This window comes from Diaminobutyricibacter sp. McL0608 (assembly GCF_039613825.1).
Classification (GTDB): Bacteria; Actinomycetota; Actinomycetes; order Actinomycetales; family Microbacteriaceae; genus Diaminobutyricibacter.
Map to the genome: position 1 here is coordinate 15,382 of NZ_CP154826.1, position 17,478 is coordinate 32,859.

General features: G+C 67.1%; 18 protein-coding genes. 7 read left to right on the forward strand and 11 right to left on the reverse strand.

Features of this window, described 5'->3' with window-relative positions:
- The first annotated feature begins 40 nt into the window (after nucleotides 1-40).
- On the forward strand, nucleotides 41-1,504 hold the full coding sequence (locus AAYO93_RS00065; protein WP_345762990.1) for a rhamnulokinase: 1,464 nt from the start codon (nucleotides 41-43) through the stop codon (nucleotides 1,502-1,504).
- 249 nt (nucleotides 1,505-1,753) lie between these two features.
- Here AAYO93_RS00065 and AAYO93_RS00070 read toward each other — a convergent pair whose 3' ends face one another.
- Nucleotides 1,754-2,101: an L-rhamnose mutarotase gene (locus tag AAYO93_RS00070; protein ID WP_345762991.1), complete on the reverse strand. Its 348-nt coding sequence runs from the start codon at nucleotides 2,099-2,101 to the stop codon at nucleotides 1,754-1,756.
- Between the two features lie 249 nt (nucleotides 2,102-2,350).
- Between AAYO93_RS00070 and AAYO93_RS00075 the strand changes: the two genes are divergently transcribed.
- A complete protein-coding gene (locus AAYO93_RS00075; RefSeq protein ID WP_345762992.1) occupies nucleotides 2,351-3,361 on the forward strand; it encodes a LacI family DNA-binding transcriptional regulator in 1,011 nt (336 codons plus the stop codon).
- 146 nt (nucleotides 3,362-3,507) lie between these two features.
- Here the strand turns inward: AAYO93_RS00075 and AAYO93_RS00080 are convergent, their stop codons facing one another.
- Nucleotides 3,508-4,803 carry an MFS transporter gene (locus AAYO93_RS00080; RefSeq protein WP_345764927.1) on the reverse strand — a complete coding sequence of 432 codons (1,296 nt, stop codon included), beginning with the start codon at nucleotides 4,801-4,803 and terminating at the stop codon, nucleotides 3,508-3,510.
- A 5-nt stretch (nucleotides 4,804-4,808) separates the two neighbouring features.
- Nucleotides 4,809-5,258, reverse strand: a complete 450-nt coding sequence (locus AAYO93_RS00085; RefSeq protein WP_345762993.1) for a MarR family winged helix-turn-helix transcriptional regulator — start codon at nucleotides 5,256-5,258, stop codon at nucleotides 4,809-4,811.
- A gap of 99 nt (nucleotides 5,259-5,357) precedes the next feature.
- Between AAYO93_RS00085 and AAYO93_RS00090 the strand changes: the two genes are divergently transcribed.
- Together AAYO93_RS00090 and AAYO93_RS00095 are read left to right on the forward strand one after the other, a co-directional pair.
- The gene (locus tag AAYO93_RS00090; RefSeq protein ID WP_345762994.1) at nucleotides 5,358-6,203 is read left to right on the forward strand and encodes an alpha/beta fold hydrolase; all 846 of its coding nucleotides are present in this window, start codon (nucleotides 5,358-5,360) and stop codon (nucleotides 6,201-6,203) included.
- A gap of 40 nt (nucleotides 6,204-6,243) precedes the next feature.
- A complete protein-coding gene (locus AAYO93_RS00095) occupies nucleotides 6,244-7,293 on the forward strand; it encodes a lipoate--protein ligase family protein (protein ID WP_345762995.1) in 1,050 nt (349 codons plus the stop codon).
- Nucleotides 7,294-7,318: 25 nt separating this feature from the next.
- On the opposite strand, the gene AAYO93_RS00100 is transcribed toward AAYO93_RS00095, so the two are convergent.
- Nucleotides 7,319-7,918 (reverse strand): GNAT family N-acetyltransferase, encoded by a 600-nt coding sequence (locus AAYO93_RS00100; RefSeq protein ID WP_345762996.1) that lies wholly within the window; start codon nucleotides 7,916-7,918, stop codon nucleotides 7,319-7,321.
- Between AAYO93_RS00100 and AAYO93_RS00105 the strand changes: the two genes are divergently transcribed.
- Nucleotides 7,917-8,264 (forward strand): hypothetical protein, encoded by a 348-nt coding sequence (locus tag AAYO93_RS00105; protein WP_345762997.1) that lies wholly within the window; start codon nucleotides 7,917-7,919, stop codon nucleotides 8,262-8,264. The two genes, AAYO93_RS00100 and AAYO93_RS00105, sit on opposite strands and share 2 nt — an antisense overlap.
- 43 nt (nucleotides 8,265-8,307) lie before the next feature.
- On the opposite strand, the gene AAYO93_RS00110 is transcribed toward AAYO93_RS00105, so the two are convergent.
- Complete coding sequence (locus tag AAYO93_RS00110; RefSeq protein WP_345762998.1) at nucleotides 8,308-8,631, reverse strand: GNAT family N-acetyltransferase; 324 nt, start codon at nucleotides 8,629-8,631, stop codon at nucleotides 8,308-8,310.
- On the opposite strand from AAYO93_RS00110, the gene AAYO93_RS00115 reads away from it, so the two are divergent.
- Nucleotides 8,630-9,490, forward strand: coding sequence for a DNA-methyltransferase (locus AAYO93_RS00115; RefSeq protein ID WP_345762999.1), 861 nt, complete (start codon nucleotides 8,630-8,632; stop codon nucleotides 9,488-9,490). The genes AAYO93_RS00110 and AAYO93_RS00115 overlap by 2 nt on opposite strands.
- A gap of 73 nt (nucleotides 9,491-9,563) precedes the next feature.
- On the opposite strand, the gene AAYO93_RS00120 is transcribed toward AAYO93_RS00115, so the two are convergent.
- Complete coding sequence (locus AAYO93_RS00120; protein ID WP_345763000.1) at nucleotides 9,564-10,307, reverse strand: dienelactone hydrolase family protein; 744 nt, start codon at nucleotides 10,305-10,307, stop codon at nucleotides 9,564-9,566.
- An 82-nt stretch (nucleotides 10,308-10,389) separates the two neighbouring features.
- On the opposite strand from AAYO93_RS00120, the gene AAYO93_RS00125 reads away from it, so the two are divergent.
- Complete coding sequence (locus AAYO93_RS00125) at nucleotides 10,390-11,217, forward strand: phosphatase PAP2 family protein (RefSeq protein WP_345763001.1); 828 nt, start codon at nucleotides 10,390-10,392, stop codon at nucleotides 11,215-11,217.
- A gap of 91 nt (nucleotides 11,218-11,308) precedes the next feature.
- Here AAYO93_RS00125 and AAYO93_RS00130 read toward each other — a convergent pair whose 3' ends face one another.
- From AAYO93_RS00130 to AAYO93_RS00150, 5 genes are all read right to left on the reverse strand, one after another.
- On the reverse strand, nucleotides 11,309-12,331 hold the full coding sequence (locus tag AAYO93_RS00130; protein WP_345763002.1) for a LacI family DNA-binding transcriptional regulator: 1,023 nt from the start codon (nucleotides 12,329-12,331) through the stop codon (nucleotides 11,309-11,311).
- Between the two features lie 30 nt (nucleotides 12,332-12,361).
- The gene (locus AAYO93_RS00135; protein WP_345763003.1) at nucleotides 12,362-13,846 is read right to left on the reverse strand and encodes a GH1 family beta-glucosidase; all 1,485 of its coding nucleotides are present in this window, start codon (nucleotides 13,844-13,846) and stop codon (nucleotides 12,362-12,364) included.
- A 2-nt stretch (nucleotides 13,847-13,848) separates the two neighbouring features.
- Nucleotides 13,849-14,766: a carbohydrate ABC transporter permease gene (locus AAYO93_RS00140; protein WP_345763004.1), complete on the reverse strand. Its 918-nt coding sequence runs from the start codon at nucleotides 14,764-14,766 to the stop codon at nucleotides 13,849-13,851.
- The gene (locus tag AAYO93_RS00145; RefSeq protein WP_345763005.1) at nucleotides 14,763-15,872 is read right to left on the reverse strand and encodes a carbohydrate ABC transporter permease; all 1,110 of its coding nucleotides are present in this window, start codon (nucleotides 15,870-15,872) and stop codon (nucleotides 14,763-14,765) included. The genes AAYO93_RS00140 and AAYO93_RS00145 overlap by 4 nt, the downstream gene beginning before the upstream one ends.
- Nucleotides 15,873-15,942: 70 nt before the next feature.
- Nucleotides 15,943-17,268, reverse strand: a complete 1,326-nt coding sequence (locus AAYO93_RS00150) for an ABC transporter substrate-binding protein (RefSeq protein ID WP_345763006.1) — start codon at nucleotides 17,266-17,268, stop codon at nucleotides 15,943-15,945.
- Nucleotides 17,269-17,478 lie beyond the last annotated feature (210 nt).

The window sequence follows — 17,478 nt, forward strand, 5'->3', positions numbered from 1 at the left end:
ACTCGGCCGTAACGGCGACGCTCGGCGGATGGAGGTGCGCATGAGCGGGGCGACTAGAGGAACCGTCGCGGCGGTCGATCTCGGGGCGACGAGCGGCCGGGTCATGGTGGGGCATGTCGGGCCGAACAGTCTCGAGCTGGATGAGGCGGCGCGCTTTCCGAATATTCCGGTGCGGGTATGGGAAGGCGACCGGTCCGCGCTCCACTGGAATGTCGTCGAGCTGTACCGCAACGTCTCCGACGGGCTCGGGGCAGCACTGCGAGCGGAGCCCGGACTGCTCAGCGTTGGCGTGGATGCGTGGGCTGTCGACTACGGGCTGCTGCGCAACGGGGTCTTGCGCGGCATCCCCTATCACTACCGCGACGATCGGGCAGGCGAGGGCACCGAGCTCGTGCACGACCGGGTCGGCGCGGCAGAGCTGTACCGCGAGAACGGCCTGCAGTACCTCCCGTTCAACTCCCTTTATCAGCTTGCCGTCGACCGTCGGGTCGGCCGCCTCGACGGCGTCGACTCGCTCCTGCTCATCCCCGACCTGTTCACCTACTGGCTGAGTGGCGAGCGCGTCGCCGAGCGTACCAACGCATCGACGACCGGCCTGCTGACGGCCGACGGCGAATGGAACGCGGGTCTGATCGACGCGCTCGACCTGCCGCGCGGACTGTTCCAGCCGGTCGTCGAAGCGGGCACCACCGTCGGGTCCCTCCTACCGAGCCTGCGCGCCGAGCTGCAGGTTCGCGGGGCCGGCCCGAGCGTGACGGCCGTCGGGTCGCACGACACCGCATCCGCCGTCGTCGCCGTGCCGATGCGCGCCGAGACCGCCGCCTACATCTCCTGCGGCACCTGGGGTCTCGTCGGCGTCGAGCTCGAGCATCCGGTGCTCACCGAGGCTGCGCGCGCCGCCAACTTCACCAATGAGGGCGGCGTCGACGGGCACGTACGATTCCTGCACAACGTCATGGGCCTCTGGCTGCTGAGCGAGTCGATCCGCACCTGGCAGGCGCAGGGACTCGACGTCGAACTCGTGGACCTTCTCGAACGAGCCGAGGCGATCACGGATTCGGTGCCGGTCTTCGATGCGGACGACCCCCGTTTCCTGGCGCCCGGCGACCTCCCCTCGCGTATCGCGGACTGGTGTAGCGAGCACGGTATCGCCTCCCCGCGCAACCCGGTCGAGTACGTGCGCAGCATCGTCGAAAGCCTCGCGGATGCGTTCGCCTCCGCCGTGCGGACGGCCGCCGATCTCTCGGGGCGCACCGTCGACACCGTCCACATCGTCGGTGGCGGAGCGCGCAACCGGCTTCTCTGCCAACTCACCGCCGATCGCAGCGGCCTGCCCGTGCTGGCGGGACCGGTGGAAGCGACCGCGATCGGGAATGTGCTCGTGCAGGCGCGGGCCCAGGGCCTCGTGAACGGCGACCTGGAAGCGCTGCGCGCCCTCGTCATCCGCGCCCACCAACCCGTGCAGTACGAGCCGCGGCCGGCCTCGGCGCGCGTGGCCCGCTAGTCATCCGGCCTCGATGTCAGCGAGCGAACCGGTGGGCTAAGCTCGCAGAATCTTTGCGTGACCCCCCTCAGAGCTCAGGAGCCAGCGTGAATCCCCTGATGCCGACACCGCTTGACGTCCTGATGATCTGCCTCTCCCTCGCGGGATTTCTTGGCGCAGCCGTGGCGGTGATCACAGCGCTTTGGCTCCTGCTGGTGCCGAGGAGGCGGAAACAGATTCTCACGATATTGCGCGGCTCCAAGGGGCCGGTCAGTCGAGGTGGAAGTACTCGGTGAGCTGCTCCATGGTGCGATCGGGCTCGACGTCGGCGGCGAAGAACTCGGCCATGCCGGCCTGCCACCGATCGTTCACCGGGAGCCGCGCCATGCCGGCGAGTGAGCGCTCGAAGTCGTCCGTTTCGAGGTAGCCGATGACGAGGGCGTTCGCCTTGTCGACGAAGAGCGAATAGTTCGACCATCCGGTCTCGCGGAGCGCCTCGAGCATCTCTGGCCACACGGTCTCATGCGCGGCCAGATAGTCGTCGACGCGGTCGGGCTTGAGCTGCATGGTGAAGCACACCCGGCGGGAGGCGGTGTTCTCGGGGCTTGTCGTCGGCACGGGGGCTCCATCCTCCACGATGAGGGCGTTCAAATGAAACGTTCAAATGACTCGGTTCGTCAGTACTCTAAGGCGGCATCCCGGGTCGGTCAAGTCGCGAAATCGGCTCCCATCCGGTCGAAGGTCCTCAGTGGCACGACGGCAGTGGAGGATGGTCGGTTTCTGAGAGATTACAAATTGAACGATTCATGGGTGCAGCGTGCGACAATCGATCTGCACCACGAACTTCGACCTCGAGGAGGGGGCGCCATGCCGACCGTCAGCGTCCGCGATGTGGCAGCACTGGCCGGGGTTTCGGTGGGCACGGTATCGAATGTGCTGAACCGCCCCGAGAAGGTCGCCGACGACACGGTCGGCCGTGTTCAACTCGCGATCGAGAAGCTCGGGTTCGTGCGCAACGACGCCGCGCGGCAGCTGCGGGCCGGTCACAGCCGTGCGATCGGACTGGTCATCCTCGACGTGGGCAACCCGTTCTTCACCGATCTCGCCCGGGGCGCGGAAGACAAGGCGTCCGAATCCGGGTACTCGATCATCCTCGGCAACAGCGATGAGAAGGCGGAGCGCGAGTCCGCCTACCTCGACCTCTTCGAAGAGCAGCGCGTGCGCGGGGTGCTGATCTCGCCGTTCGGCGACATCGAGCCGCGGCTGCGTCGCCTGCGCGACCGGGGCATCCGCGCCGTGCTCGTCGACCGGACGAGCCCGGACACGTCCTTCAGCTCCGTCTCGGTCGACGACGTCGCTGGAGGACTGATGGCGGTCGAGCATCTCATCGAGACCGGGCGCCGGCGCATCGCGTTCGTCGGCGGACCGTTCGAGATCCGCCAGGTCGCCGACCGGCTCGACGGCGCGCGGCAGGCCGTCGCCCAGCACCAGGGCGTATCGCTCGAGGTCATCCCCGTGTCGGCGCTCACCGTCGTCGAAGGCAGGCTGGCGGGTGAGATCATCGTCGCGCGTCCGCCGGAGGAGCGTCCCGACGCCCTGTTCGCTGCCAACGACCTCATCGCCACGGGGCTCCTTCAGGCACTGTTCATGCGCAACACCGTGCGGGTGCCCGACGAGATCGCGCTCATCGGCTACGACGACATCGACTTCGCGAGTGCGGCCGTGGTGCCGTTCTCATCCATCCGTCAGCCGAGTGCCCTCATCGGCGCGACGGCGTTGCAGGTGCTGCTCGAAGAGGCGAACGACCCCGAACTCAAGCCGCGACAGGTCGTGTATCAGCCCGAGCTGGTCGTGCGGGCGAGCACCCACCCCGCGTGACGCCGCCGCCGCACGCTGCGTCGCACCGCCGAGATAGTCCGTTGCGGCCGAGATCGCCCCGCACACTGGCGACACTCGACCGGAACGCCGACTCTCGGCGGGAGTTTGGGGGCGCGGGGGCGCGGGAGCGCGAGAGCGCGGGGCGCTCACGCGCGCTGCGCGGCAGCCTCCTCGGCTCCGATCGCCTCTTCCACGTCTTCACGGTCGCCGAGCACGAACTGCACCCGCCATGAACGGAACTGCACCCGCAGGTTGCGGTACTTGACCAGATAGAACACGCCGACGAGCGCCGCCGCGAAACCGGATGCCGCACCGACTCCGAGAGCCCAGCGCGGCCCGAACGCGTCGGCCACCCATCCGACGATGGGCGCTCCGATCGGGGTGCCGCCCATGAAGATCGCCATGTAGATGGCCATTACGCGTCCGCGCAGTTTCGGGTCGGTGGTCATCTGCACGACGCCGTTGGCCGTCGTCATCAGGGTCTGGGCGGAGATCCCGACGAGGATCAGCGCGAGGGCGAAGAGCCAGTACGTGGGCATCAGTGCCGCGATCGCGCATCCGGCACCGAAGAGCGCTGCGCCCGCGAACAGCATGGCGACCCGTGGCCGTTCCCTCCGCGCCGCCAGCAGTGCGCCCGCGACCGACCCGATCGCCATGATCGACGACAGCAGGCCGAATTCGCCAGCCCCCTTGTGGAACACGCTCACCGACATCGTCGAGATGAAGATCGGGAAGTTCAGGCCGAACGTTCCGATCAGGAACACCATGATCAGGATCACCTTGATGTCGGGCCGCTTCCACACGTACCGGAAGCCTTCGTTCAGCCCGCCCCTGCTGCGCCTCGCCCGCGGCGACGGATGCAGTTCGCGGACATGCAGCATCTTCAGTGAGATCAGCACGGCGCCGAACGTCGCCGCGTTGATGAGGAACACCCAGCCGGCGCCGACGGCGGCGACGAGGAGACCCGCGACCGCCGGGCCGATCATGCGGGCGACGTTGAAGGATGCGGAGTTGAGCGCGACCGCGTTGGACAGGTTAGGTCCTTCGACGAGCTCCGACACGAACGTCTGGCGTGCCGGCGCATCGAAGGCCGCGACGCAGCCGAGCGCGAACGCGAACAGGTACACCTGCCAGAGCTGCACCTGCCCCGTGACCGTCAGGATGCCGAGCCCGAGCCCGAGGAGACCCATGATCGCCTGCGTGCCCATGAGCAGTTTGCGGCGGTCGAGGTGGTCGGCGGCGAACCCGGTGACTGGCAGCAGGAGAAGCTGCGGAGCGAACTGGAGTGCCATCACGATGCCGACGGCGGTCGCGTTGTTGTGGGTGAGCTGGGTGAGGACGATCCAGTCCTGCGCCGTGCGCTGCATCCACGTGCCGACGTTCGACACCAGGGCTCCACCGGCCCAGATGCGGTAGTTGATGCCGTTGAGAGAGCGGAACATCGCACTCACGAGTCGGCGAGCTCCCTCATGATCGCGGCCGCGTCGGCGAGCGTGCGGCGTTGCTCGGGGGTGAGCCTGCTCAGCCGCTGGTAGAGCCAGGCATCGCGTTGCCGTCGGGTCTCCGCGACCAGTTCGTGCCCCTTCTCCGTGGGGGTGACGACGACTTTGCGTCCGTCGCTCGGGTCGGCGACCCGAATGACGAAGCCGGAATCGGCAAGGCAGTTGACGGTGCGGTTCATGGATGGCGGGGTCACCCGCTCGTGTTCGCTCAGCTCGCCGAGCGTGTGGGCTCCTTCGCGCACGAGGAAGGCGAGTGCCGAGATCTGGGCATCGCTCACTTCGTTGTCGGCTTTCTCGGCACGCAGCCGCCGGCCGAGTCGGGCGACTCCGATGCGCACTGCTGTGCTGAGGTCGTGCGTGGAGACGCGCTTGGGCCGGTCGATGGTGGTGCTCATGATCGTTAGCCTAACAAATTAGGCAGGCTAAATAAACCAGTTGGATGTCGCTGCGCGCGAACAGCACCGAGAACCGCCCCGATACGACAGAATGAGCGCGTGCCCACCTTCACCGACGAACACGGCATCGCCATCACCTACGACGTGTGGCCCGTGTCGAACCCGCGCGCCGTCATCCAGATCGCCCATGGAGTGGGGGAGCACGCCCAGCGCTATGCGGGCCTGGCCAGGCACCTCAACGCCAACGGGTTCGCGGTCTACGCCGACGACCACCGCGGCCACGGCCGAACAGGCATGGCGCAATGGGATGGCGACGCCACCAGGCTCGGCCACCTCGGCGACGGCGGCCTGCGTGCGGCCGTCGCGGCCGTGCGCCAGTTCAGCGGGATCATCCGAGACGAGAACCCGGACCTCCCGCTCGCGATCCTCGGCCACAGCTGGGGATCCTTCATGGTGCAGATGATCCTCGACCACCACTCCGCCGACTACGACCTGGCCGTGCTCTCCGGCAGCGCCTACCGGCTGCCCGGCTATCTGAACAGCGGAGACCTTAAGAAGAGGTACGCCCACCTCGGCACGACCGGCATGGAGTGGCTGAGCCGCGACCCCGAGGTCGCGCAGGGTTTCGTCGACGACCCGCTGACCACGTCCGTGCCCCTCGCGAAACTGTTCGGCCCGGCCGACACGCTGCGCATCATCGGGCGACCCGCACGCAACTTCGCCCGCGACCTGCCGCTGCTGCTCCAAGTGGGCGGCGGAGACCCGGTCGGCGGCGAACGCAGCGTGCGGCGCCTCGAGCGGGCGTACCGCGAGCGTTCGGGGCTGACGGATGTGACGACGATCGTCTACCCGGATGCGCGACACGAGGTCTTCAACGAGACCAACCGAGCCGACGTGATGGCCGACCTCACCGTCTGGCTCGACGCCCGCCTCGCGCGCCGCTGAGCGCATCCGCCGGTCGTGCGCCCGGGCATAGGCTTGAGGCATGCACGGTGAATACAAGGTCCCCGGCGGAAAACTCGTCGTAGTCGACCTCGACGTCGTCGACGGCGCGATCGCCCGCTTCCACCTCTCCGGGGATTTCTTCCTCGAACCGGACAGCGCACTCGAGGCGATCGACAGCGCGGTCAACGGGCTGTCCGCCGAATCGGATGCGGCCACGATCGCCGCCGCTGTGAAGGGCGCGCTCCCGAAGGACGCCGTCCTGCTCGGCTTCTCGCCCGAAGCGGTGGCTGTCGCCATCCGCCGGTCCCTCGCCAAAGCGACCAGCTGGCGCGACTACGACTGGGAGCTCGTACACTCGAAGGCTGTGCCGCCGGTGATGCAGATGGCACTGGATGAGGTGCTTGCGACCGCGGTCGGCGAAGGCCACCGCCAGCCGACACTGCGCATCTGGGAATGGGATGAGCCTGCCGTGGTCATCGGCAGCTTCCAGTCGGTGAAGAACGAGGTCGACCCGGTGAACGCCGAGAAGTACGGCTTCGACGTCGTGCGGCGCATCTCGGGCGGGGGTGCGATGTTCATGGAGGCCGGGTCCGTCATCACCTACTCGATCTACGCCCCGGCCGACCTGGTGCAGGGGATGAGCTTCGCCGACAGCTACGCCTTCCTCGACGAATGGGTGATCATCGCGCTGAAATCCCTCGGTATCGACGCGTTCTACCAGCCGCTCAACGACATCACGAGCCCGCACGGAAAGATCGGCGGCGCCGCACAGAAACGACTCGGATCGGGGGCGGTGCTGCACCACGTCACGATGAGCTACGACATGGACGGCCAGAAGATGACCGAGGTGCTCCGCATCGGGCGCGAGAAGATCAGCGACAAGGGCATCGCGAGCGCAGCCAAGCGTGTCGACCCGCTCCGCAGCCAGACCGGGCTCACCCGCGCCGAGATCATCGACCAGATGAAAGCCACGTTCACGAACCTGTACGGCGCGACGCCGGGTGACATCACCCCGCAGGAGTATGCGGCCGCCGAGAAGCTGGTCGCCGAGAAGTTCAGCACGGAGGCGTGGCTGTACCGGGTGCCGTAGCGGCGCCGCGCGTTCGCTGCCCGGCTCAGGCGGAGCGCGCATCCCTCCACATCGTCGTCACCGGCGCGTCATCGATCACGGCCCGGAACCGGCCGAGCGCACGGAACCCTGCACGCTCGTAGCGGTGGTCGTTGACGGGGTTCGTGGATTCGAGGTAGGCGGGCAGCCCCTCGACGTCGAAGGCGGCCAGGTTCTCGGCCAGGAGCTGCTGCCCGATACCGCGGCCACGGAACCGCGGATGCGTGGCCAGGAGGCTCAGGTACATGTGCGGGGGAGTCTCGGGATGACTCGACTCGAAACGCTCCCAGAGGTCGGCGTACGCCCGGACCCTCTCGGGACTGAGGTTCGTCGCGATGAGCGCGTCGAGTTCGTCCTCCTGTTCCGCGGTCATCTCCGCGGCGCCCGGCGGGAGCCAGACCGCGACCGTCGCGGCGTCGTCGGCCAGGAAGACCTTCTTGTGCGGCACTGCGCCCTCGACGAAGTACTGCCAGAAACGACGGCAGTGTTCGGTGGCGCCGTCCTTGCCCTGGAGCGCGGGACCCCAGACCGGGTCGTCGCGGAAAGCCAGCGTGATCGTCTCGGTGACCGCGTCGACGTCGGCGACGGTCGCAACCCTGAAGTCCATGGCGAAACTGTACGCCGTCGCGTTCCGTGACAGCACGGAGGTGTCACCCAACTGCGTCACGTACCCTTGGCGTGTGAACTGGTGGATCCTCGGCTCAATCGCGGCGGCGCTCGTGCTCGGCTACATCTCCGTGCATTTCGGGTGGGTCGACCTCTCGAACAAGTCGCGCAAGGTCGGCGGGTCCAGTTCGAGCATCGTCGGCATCGGTGACGAGGTCTTCGCTCCGACCCGTCACGAAGCCCAGATCGAAATGGACCGCCAGTCGATGCTGCCCGCCCCGGCTCCTGTCGCCGGGGACGACGACAAGGGCATCTTCGACGGCAAGATCCGTATCGACCTGCGCTGAGCCGACCTGCGCTGAGCGCATCCGCTCGCCGCGCCGCCCCGCGTCAACGGTGCAGCAGGTCGCGGTACTCCGGATGCTCGCGCAGCCAGTGCCGCACGTACGGGCATGACGCCACCAGGCGCCGATCGCTGTGGTCCCGCACATCGTCGAGTGCGGTCTGCACCAGGATGCTGGCGAGCCCGGCCTCCCGGCGTTCGGGGTCGATCTCGGTGTGGTAGAAATCGATCTCGTCGTCGTGGAGGTGGTACTCGGTGAACCCCACCTGCTCGTCGCCCTTCAGGATGACGTAACGGTTGAGTTCCGGTTCATTCCTGACCGTGATGCCCATGGCACGAGCGTAGCGGGAGCGCTGCCAGAATGGGTCCATGCCCGCCGCCTGGACACCCGACTCGTCGAGCAGGGTCGTCCACGCAGACAACCTCGAGGTCCTGCGCGGGCTGGATGACGCATCCTTCACCCTCATCTACCTCGACCCGCCGTTCAACACGGGCCGCAGGCAGGCGCGTCAGACGACGACCTCTGTGCGCAGCGATGGCGGCACGGGTTCGGTGACGGGGTTCAAGGGGCAGAGCTACGAGCGCATCAAGGGCGATCTGCTGCGCTACGACGACCGGTTCGACGACTACTGGGAGTTCCTCGAACCCCGGCTGATCGAAGCCTGGCGGCTGCTCGCCGACGACGGCACGCTCTACCTGCACCTCGACTACCGGGAGGCGCACTACGCGAAAGTGCTGCTGGATGCGCTGTTCGGGCGCGGGTCGTTCCTGAACGAGATCATCTGGGCCTACGACTACGGCGCGAAGTCGAAGAACCGCTGGCCGACCAAGCACGACACGATCCTCGTCTATGTGAAGGACCCGTCGCGGTACTACTTCGACTCGACCGCGGTCGATCGGGAGCCCTACATGGCGCCGGGCCTCGTGACCCCGGCCAAGGCCGAGCTGGGCAAGCTGCCGACGGATGTGTGGTGGCACACGATCGTCTCGCCCACGGGACGAGAGAAGACCGGCTACCCGACGCAGAAGCCGGAGGGTGTGCTGCGGCGGATCGTGCAGGCCTCGAGCCGCGAGGGCGACTGGGTGCTCGACTTCTTCGCCGGCAGCGGCACGACCGGGGCGGTCGCTGCCGCGCTCGGTCGCCGGTTCGTCCTGGTCGACCAGAACGCCGAGGCGATCGAGGTCATGCGGGAACGGTTCGCGGCGGTTCCGGGCGTCGAGTTCGTCTGAGGCCCGGCGGCCGGTTCCGGGCTGCGGATGTTGTACGGCCGGTTCCGGGCGCCCAACGCGCGACGTGACCGCGTCAGTGCAGGTACTCGCCGAAGAAGGCTTCGATGCGCTGCCAGGCGTCAGCCGCAGCCTCCGGATCGGGACCCGCTCCCAGGATCATCCGCATGACGGGCCGGAGCGCCACCGCACCCTCTTCCTCCTCGTTCAGGAACGAGTGACCGGCCGTCGGATACTCCTTCACGTCGTGCGCGACCTGGATACGCGTCAGGATCGCGTCGAGCTTCGCAGCGGCGTTCTTCAGCGAGCGATCACGCGCGCCGTAGCTGGCGACCACCGGGCACGCGTCGGCGAGTACCGCATCCGCATCCTTCGGGAACCGGCCGTAGTTCACGGAGGACACGTCGTACCGGCTGCCGCTCGCGAGCGCGAGAGCGAACCCGCCGCCCATGCAGAAGCCGATCACGCCGACCTTGTCCGTGCTGTCGGGACGGGCCAGCACCATCCTTCGGGCAGCCTCGATGTCCTGGAAGGCGCGGCCACGGCCGGCCGACAGCGCGCGGAACGTCGCCATCAGGCATTTGCGAGCGCCGCCCTCGGTGAAAAGGTTCGGCATCACTGCGAGATAGCCGGCCTCGGCCATCCGCTGCACCTGCCGCCGCATGTTGTCGTTGATGTCGAACGCCTCGTGCACGAGGATCACGCCCGGCCACGGCCCCTCGCCCTCCGGAATCGCCATGACGCCGGCCAGTCCTGCGCTGGTTCCGACGACATCCGACGGGATGTCCACTTCGACGACGACCGGTGCTGAAGCTGTCATAGCTGATTCGACCACGAAAACTGCAGGTGCGCGCCCTGCGGCGTCCAAAGATTCACAGACTTGGTGTGAAAGGCTTTTGTTCATGCGAATCGGTACGCAGCTGCGAGCTACACCCTTCCTCCTGGGAGCGCTCGGGTCGGCTGTCGGCTTTGTCGGCGTGTACCTCGTCTTCGTCCGCAGCTACATCGGCCAGCTCATCGACGAACGGGCGTACACGGGTGCCGACGTCTGGAAGGGAAGCCTCGTCGACTTCGCGCACAGCTTCCTCAACATCCTGCCCGTCGCCTCCGTCGTCGTGGCCTCCATCATCACGATCATCGTCGTGCTGGTACGTCGCAACTGGCAGGTGTTCATCGTCGCCATCGCGGCAGCGGTCGCCGCGAATGTGAGTACGCAGGTGCTGAAGTACGCCATCCTGAGCCGGCCGGAGAAGGGCGTGGATGTGCTCAGCAACTCGCTGCCATCCGGCCACACGACGGTCGCGGCGTCGGCTGCGCTGGTCGTGTTCCTCGTGGCGAGCCCGCGTTTCCGGCCGCTGGCCGCGGTCGTCGGTTCGACGTTCTCGATCGCTGCCGGAGCATCCACTCTCGTCGAGCAGTGGCACCGGCCGAGCGACGTGGTTGCGGGGCTGCTGGTGGTCTCGTTCTGGGGATCGCTCGCCGGATGCGTGCTCGCCTGGCTGCACGCGCGCACCGCCGAGTTCCCGGTGCGCACGAAGCTGTGGCCGTTGTTCTGGGTGGCGGTCGGACTGGCGGTCGCCGGAATCATCTCGCTCATCGTCACCTACGTGTCCACGCAGAGCGGGAGCAGCCACCTGTTCGTGGCGTACGCCGGGGGAGTCGCGGCGATCGGAGCGGTCGGCTTCGTGCTCGCGGTCGCCGCGAACCGCGCCTTCCGCGCGCTCGCGTAGCCGCGCGTCTGCCGCCGAGTGTCGCCGCTATGGGCGAGTGTCGCCGGTGGGACAGCGAGTCTCGGCGTGAACGGCGATTCTCGGCCGAAGGCTACGTGCTCTGCCGCACGACCAGTTCGGTGGGCAGCATCGTGACCCGGTCCACGCTCGTGCCCGACATGAGCTTCACGAGCACGCGGGCCATCGTCTCGCCCAGGCCGATCGACGGCTGGTGCACCGTCGTCAGGGGAGGCGTCGCCGTCAGGCCGTAGTAGTCGTCGTCGTAGCCGACGACCGCGATGTCGTCCGGGATGCTCAGCCCCGCTTCGTGGATCGACGCGTAGGCGCCCGCGGCCATCTGGTCGTTCGTGGCGAACAGTCCGTCGATGGGTACCCCGCGGTCGAGCAGCCGCTTCATCGCCTCGCGTCCCGAGGTCGGCGAGAAGTCGCCGTATTCGATGAGCGACTGGTCGAGACCGTTCGCGTCCATCGCGCGTCGCCAGCCGGTGAGGCGGTCGAGGCCGGCCGGCATGTCCTGAGGTCCGGTGATGATCGCGATGTTGCGGCGTCCGCGAGTGATGAGGTGTTCGGTCGCTCCCGCTGCGCCCTCGACATTGTCCACATCCACGAAGTAGGAACCTTGCTCGGCCTCATTGACCGGCCGGCCACCGAACACCACAGGCAGCGACTGCCCGAGGTGCGCATACGAGTGGTCGCCGGAGTGGTGCGAGACGATGAGCGCGCCGTCGACGTTTCCGCCCATGAGATAGCGGCGGGTCTTGTCGGCCTTGAACTCCGACGAGATGACCATGTTGAGCGTGTACTCGGTCTCGGCGAGGTGCAGCGCGGCGCCCTGGACGATGGATGCGAAGAACGGGTCGGCGAAGACCTTGGCGGTGGACTCGGGGACGACGAGCGCCACTACCTGGGTGCGTTTGCTCGCGAGCGAGCGGGCTGCCCGGTTGGGAACATAGTTGAGGTCGGCGATCGCTTTGTTGACCGCCTCGATCACCTCGGGCGTGACCTTCGTGGACCCGTTGACCACCCGGGACACGGTCGCGCGCGAAACTCCGGCCAGCGCCGCGACCGCTTCCAGCGTCGGCACAGCGCGGCTTTCGAGTTTCTCCGAGGTCATCTCGTCGTTCCTCCCGGTCCGGTTTCCATGTTAGGCGTCTGCGGGAAGCGCGCCGGCGAAGCTGTCGGCCGCGACGGATGCTGCATGCGCCCGTTCGATGATGCTCGCGTACTCGAGGCCGCTGTCTTTCACGATCCGCTCCTGCGTCTCGTAGTCGACACGGATGATCCCGAACCGCTTGTTGTAGCCCCACGCCCATTCGAAGTTGTCGAGCAGCGACCACACGAAGTAGCCCCGCACATCCGCCCCCTCCGCGATCGCTTCGCCGACCGCGTCGATGTGCGACCGGATGTAGGCCGCGCGCTCGCTGTCGTGAACCCGCCCGTCGGCCGAGACCTCGTCGTCGTACGATGCACCGTTCTCGGTGATGTACAGCGGCGGCAGCGTCGGATATTCCTTGCCGAGGCGCACGAGCAGGCTGCGGAGCCCGTCCGGGTTGACCTCCCAGCCCATCGCGGTGCGCGGGAGCGGGCGCGGCGGGAAGCTGACGTGCTCGCTGCCCGGGAACGGCGAGCCTTTCGGACGCTCGGTCGGCTGCAGGCCGCCCACAGCATCCGCCGGCTGCGGGTGACCGCTGACGTTGTCGTCGTGGTAGTGGTTGACGCCGATGAAGTCGAGGGGCTGGGCGATGATCGCCAGGTCGCCGTCCACGATCACGTCGGAGAGTCCGAGGCCCGCCACGTCCTCGAGCAGATCCTCCGGGTACCTTCCGAGAAGGACAGGCTCCAGGAACATCCGGTTCCACAGCGCATCGATGCGACGCGCGGCCTCGAGGTCGACCGGGTCGGTCGGGTCGTCCGGTACCGCGTTGGTGAGGTTGAGCGTGATGCCGAACCGGAGATCCGCGGCTTCAGCGTCGCCCGCGGCCGCGCCGGAGCGCTCCCGCAGGGTCTGGATGGCGAGGCCGTGCGCGAGGTGCTGGTGGTGGACAGCCGCCAGGGCGGCGCGCCCGTCGCTTCGGCCCGGGGCGTGTTCGCCGGCGCCGTACGCGATGAGCGAGGAGCACAGCGGCTCGTTGAAGGTCGTCCAGTGGGTGACACGGTCGCCCAGCGCGTCGTACACGGCCTCGGCGTAGTCGCGGAACCGGTACGCGGTGTCGCGATTCGTCCATCCGCCCTGCTCCTCGAGCGCCTGCGGCAGGTCCCAGTGGTACAGGGTGAGCCAGGGCAGGATGCCGGCGCCGAGAAGTTCGTCGACGAGACGGCTGTAGAAGTCGAGGCCGGCCTGGTTGACGTACCGGTCGCCCGGCTTCACCCGCGCCCAACTGGTGGAGAACCGGTACGAGTCGAGGCCGAGTTCCTTCATGAGCGCGACGTCGGCGGGCATCCGGTGGTAATGATCGACGGCGATCTCGGGGGTGTCGCCGTGGGCTACGGCACCCGGGATGCGGGCGAAGTGGTCCCAGATGGAGTCCTCTTTGCCGTCTTCGTGGGCGGCGCCCTCGATCTGCGCCGCGGCGGTGGCCGAGCCCCAGAGGAACCCGTCCGGCCAGCGGTCGAACGCGATGTCTGTCATGCCTAGCCTTTCACCGCGCCCGCCATGATGCCCGAGACGAGCTGCTTTCCGGCGAGGACGAAGAGAATGAGAAGGGGGATCGTGGCCATCACGGCACCGGTGAGCACGATCGAGTAGTCGACATATTTGGCGGACTGCAGCTGGCTGAGCGCGACCTGGAGGGTCGGATTCTGCGGCACGACGAGCAGCGGCCAGAGGTAGTCGGTCCATGCCGTCATGAAGGTGAAGAGTCCGAGGATGGCCATCGCCGGCCGCGCAGCGGGAACGCCGACGTGCCAGAACGTGCTGATCATGCTGGCGCCGTCGACGCGGGCCGCCTCGATGAGCTCGTCGGGAATGACGTCGACCAGGTACTGCCGCATGAAGAAGACGCCGAATGCCGTGACCAGCGTCGGCACGATGACCGCGCCGAGAGTGCCGGTCCAGCCGAACTGCTTCATCACCATGAACAGGGGGATGATGCCGAGCTGGGTCGGCACGGCCAGCGTCGCGATCACGAAGACCAGGAGGCCTTCACGCCCGCGGAACCGCAGCTTCGCGAAGGCGTAGCCGGCGAGGGTGGAGAAAAAGACGACCGACAGGGTGATCACCGTCGAGACGATGATGCTGTTTCCGAGGGCCAGCCAGAAGGGGACGGTGTCGAGCACCTGGCCGACGTTCTGCCAGAACAGTCCACCGGGGAGCAGGGGCGGCCAGGTCGCCGTGAGCACGGTGCTGGGGCTGGAGCCGGCGACGAACGACCACCACAGCGGGTACGCGCCGCCGATGAACACGGCGAGCAGCAGGCCGTAGGTGAGGAAGCCGGGGCGGCGGTCGATGCCGAGGGCCCTGCGCTTCGGTTCGCGCGGTTTCCCGGACTTCGCCGGCTTCGCAGCTTTCGGTGCGGCGACGGGAGTCCGGTTGTCGGTGACCTGGCTCATATCCTTTCCTCCTCGGCTGCGGCGGCGAGTGCGCGCGCGCCTTCTGCTTTGTCCTGCTGGTGTTGTGCGAGCTTCTTGGCTGTCCGTTTTCGACTGACGCGCGCCTCGGTCGACGCGATGCGCCGCGAGATCAGGAAGTTGAGCACACCGAAGATGACGATGATCAGGAAGAGCATCCAGGCGATGGCGGATGCGCGACCGAAGTTGCCACGGTTGAACGCCATGTCCCACAGATAGAGCACGGTCGTCTGATATTGCCGCTGGGGTCCGCCGGGCACCGCGCTCGACGGGTTGAACAGCTTCGGCTCGGTGAAGATCTGGAGGCCGCCGATGGTGGCGGTGATGATCACGAAGATCATGGTGGGGCGGATGCTCGGGAGAGTGATCGAGAAGAACCGGCGGAAGCCGCCTGCGCCGTCGAGCGCGGCGGATTCGTGCAGGTCGCGCGGCACCGCCTGCATGGCCGCGAGCAGGATGAGGGCGTTGTAGCCGGTCCAGCGCCAGTTCACCATCGTCGCGATGGCGACATGAGAGGGGAACGTCTCGGTCTTCCACATGATCGGGCTGAGGTGGAACGACTGGAGCAGGTTGTTGATCAGGCCGTACTTCTCGTCGAACGCGCTGGAGAAGATGAGGGTCACAGCGACCGGGGTGACGACGTAGGGGATAAGGACACTCATGCGCCAGAAGGTCTTGGCGCGGATGTTCTGGTCGAGGATCGCGGCTATCGCGACGGCGGCGATCAGCTGCGGGATGGCCGACAGCAGGAAGATGCTGATCGTGTTGAAGAGCGAGTTCCAGAAGAACGGGTCGGTGAGTTCTTTGACGTAGTTGCCGAGGCCGACCCACTCGCCGGGACCGGTGAGGAGGTTCCAGTTGTTCAGCGAGACGACGAAGGTGTAGCCGAGGGGGAACAGCCCGACCAGGCCGAAGAGGATGAAGAACGGCGCTACGTAGAAGTAGGGCGAGGCCTTGACGTCGAAGCGGCTGAGCTTCTGGCGGAACTCGAGCCGGCTGCGAGGGGATCGCTTCGGGCTGGAGGTGCGCCCGGCCGGTCTCTCCGGCGGTTCCGTGCCCTGCACGGACGGGGTGACTGCGGTGGTCATGCGAGATTCTCCCAAGGATTGAGGCCCCCCGGAAACGGGTCTCCGGGGGGCCTCCGTGGAGCGGGTGTGATTACTTGTTGACGACGAGCTGGTTGAGCAGCTTCATAGCGTCTGCCCAGGCCTGGTCCGCGTTCTTCTTCTTGGAGTCGATCTCCTGGACCGACGGTCCGAAGACCTGGGACTGGATGACCGAGTCATCCGGGCCCTTGTACTGTGCGACGACGCCCTTCGCGCGGTCGGCCAGGATCTGGCCCACCGGTGCGTTGTTGAAGAACTTCGACAGGTCGTTCGCTCCGGTCACGCCGGGGTCGGACTGCGCTGCGACGACCGACGGGAAGGTGCCGGCTGCCTGGAAGGTGGCGACCTGCGACTTGGCGCTGGTCAGCCAGGCTGCGAGGGCTGCCGCTTCCTTCGGGTGCTTCGACTGCTTGGGAACGGTCAGGAACGATCCACCCCAGTTGGCTGCGCCACCCGGGAAGACGTTCGCGAAGTCCCAGCCGGTGGAGGCGTCTCCGCCGCCGGCCTTGACCTGACCCTGGACCACACCGAGCATCCAGCCCGGGCAGACGAAGGTGGCGAAGGTTCCGTCAGTGAAAGCCTTGCCCTTGCCCCAGTCCCACTGGGTCTGGTTGGCGGAGAGGCCGGCTGCGGCTCCCGCGCCGAGCTTGCTCCACAGGGCCTGCAGGTCCGAGTTGTTCTCGACGTTCAGCTTGCCGTCCTTGGTGTAGTAGCCCTCGGGCTGCTGGTTCACCATGGCGTTCCAGATGAAGCCGGACTGGTCGTAGAACGCCTTGCCGGTCGCCTTCTGGTACTGCTCGCCGACCTTGAAGAAGTCGTCCCACGTTGCGTTGGCGCCACCGAAGAGCGTGGCGACGGCATCGCGGTCACTCGGAAGGCCCGCTGCTGCGAAGAGCTTGCTGTTGTAGCAGAGCCCTTCCGGTCCGATGTCGGTGCCGTAGCCGATGATGTGGCCGTTCTTGTCGGTGGCCTGCTTCAGCTTCCAGTCGACCCAGCGGCTCTTGATGTCGTTGGCGCCGTAGTTCTTGAGGTCGTTGAACTGGTCGGAGACCTGCATGACCTTGCTGAGCCAGCCTTCCTCGACTGCCTGGACGTCGGGGAGGCCGCTGCCGGCCGCTTCCTTCGTCTGCCAGTCGGTCAGGGCGTTGTCACCGGTGTCGATGTTGGTGGCCTTGATCGTGATGCCGGGGTGTTCTTTTTCGTACTGTGCGTACAGCTTGTCGAACCCCATGGTGCCGAACGTGGTCACGGTCAGTGTGATCGGGCTGGAACTGCTGCCGCTGCCCCCGCCGCTGGATGAACATCCGGCTGCGAGGAGAGCGAAGGATGCTGCGCCTGCGACGGCCGCAACTACCTTGGTGCGTCGTGAAAGTTTCACGGTCACTCCCTTGTGCGTGTGTGTGCGTGTGGTCAGATGGTGAGCCGCTGAGAGCGCTCTCACCGAGATGCGTGAGAGCGCTCTCACGACTTGTGTGACAACGTAGGCAGTGCACTGGCGCGCTGTCAAGATGAATTTCGCTCATGCCCGGATGCACGGGTTGTTTCGAAAGTCCGGATGCCGTGAGAGCGCTCTCACGGATGCCCGGAA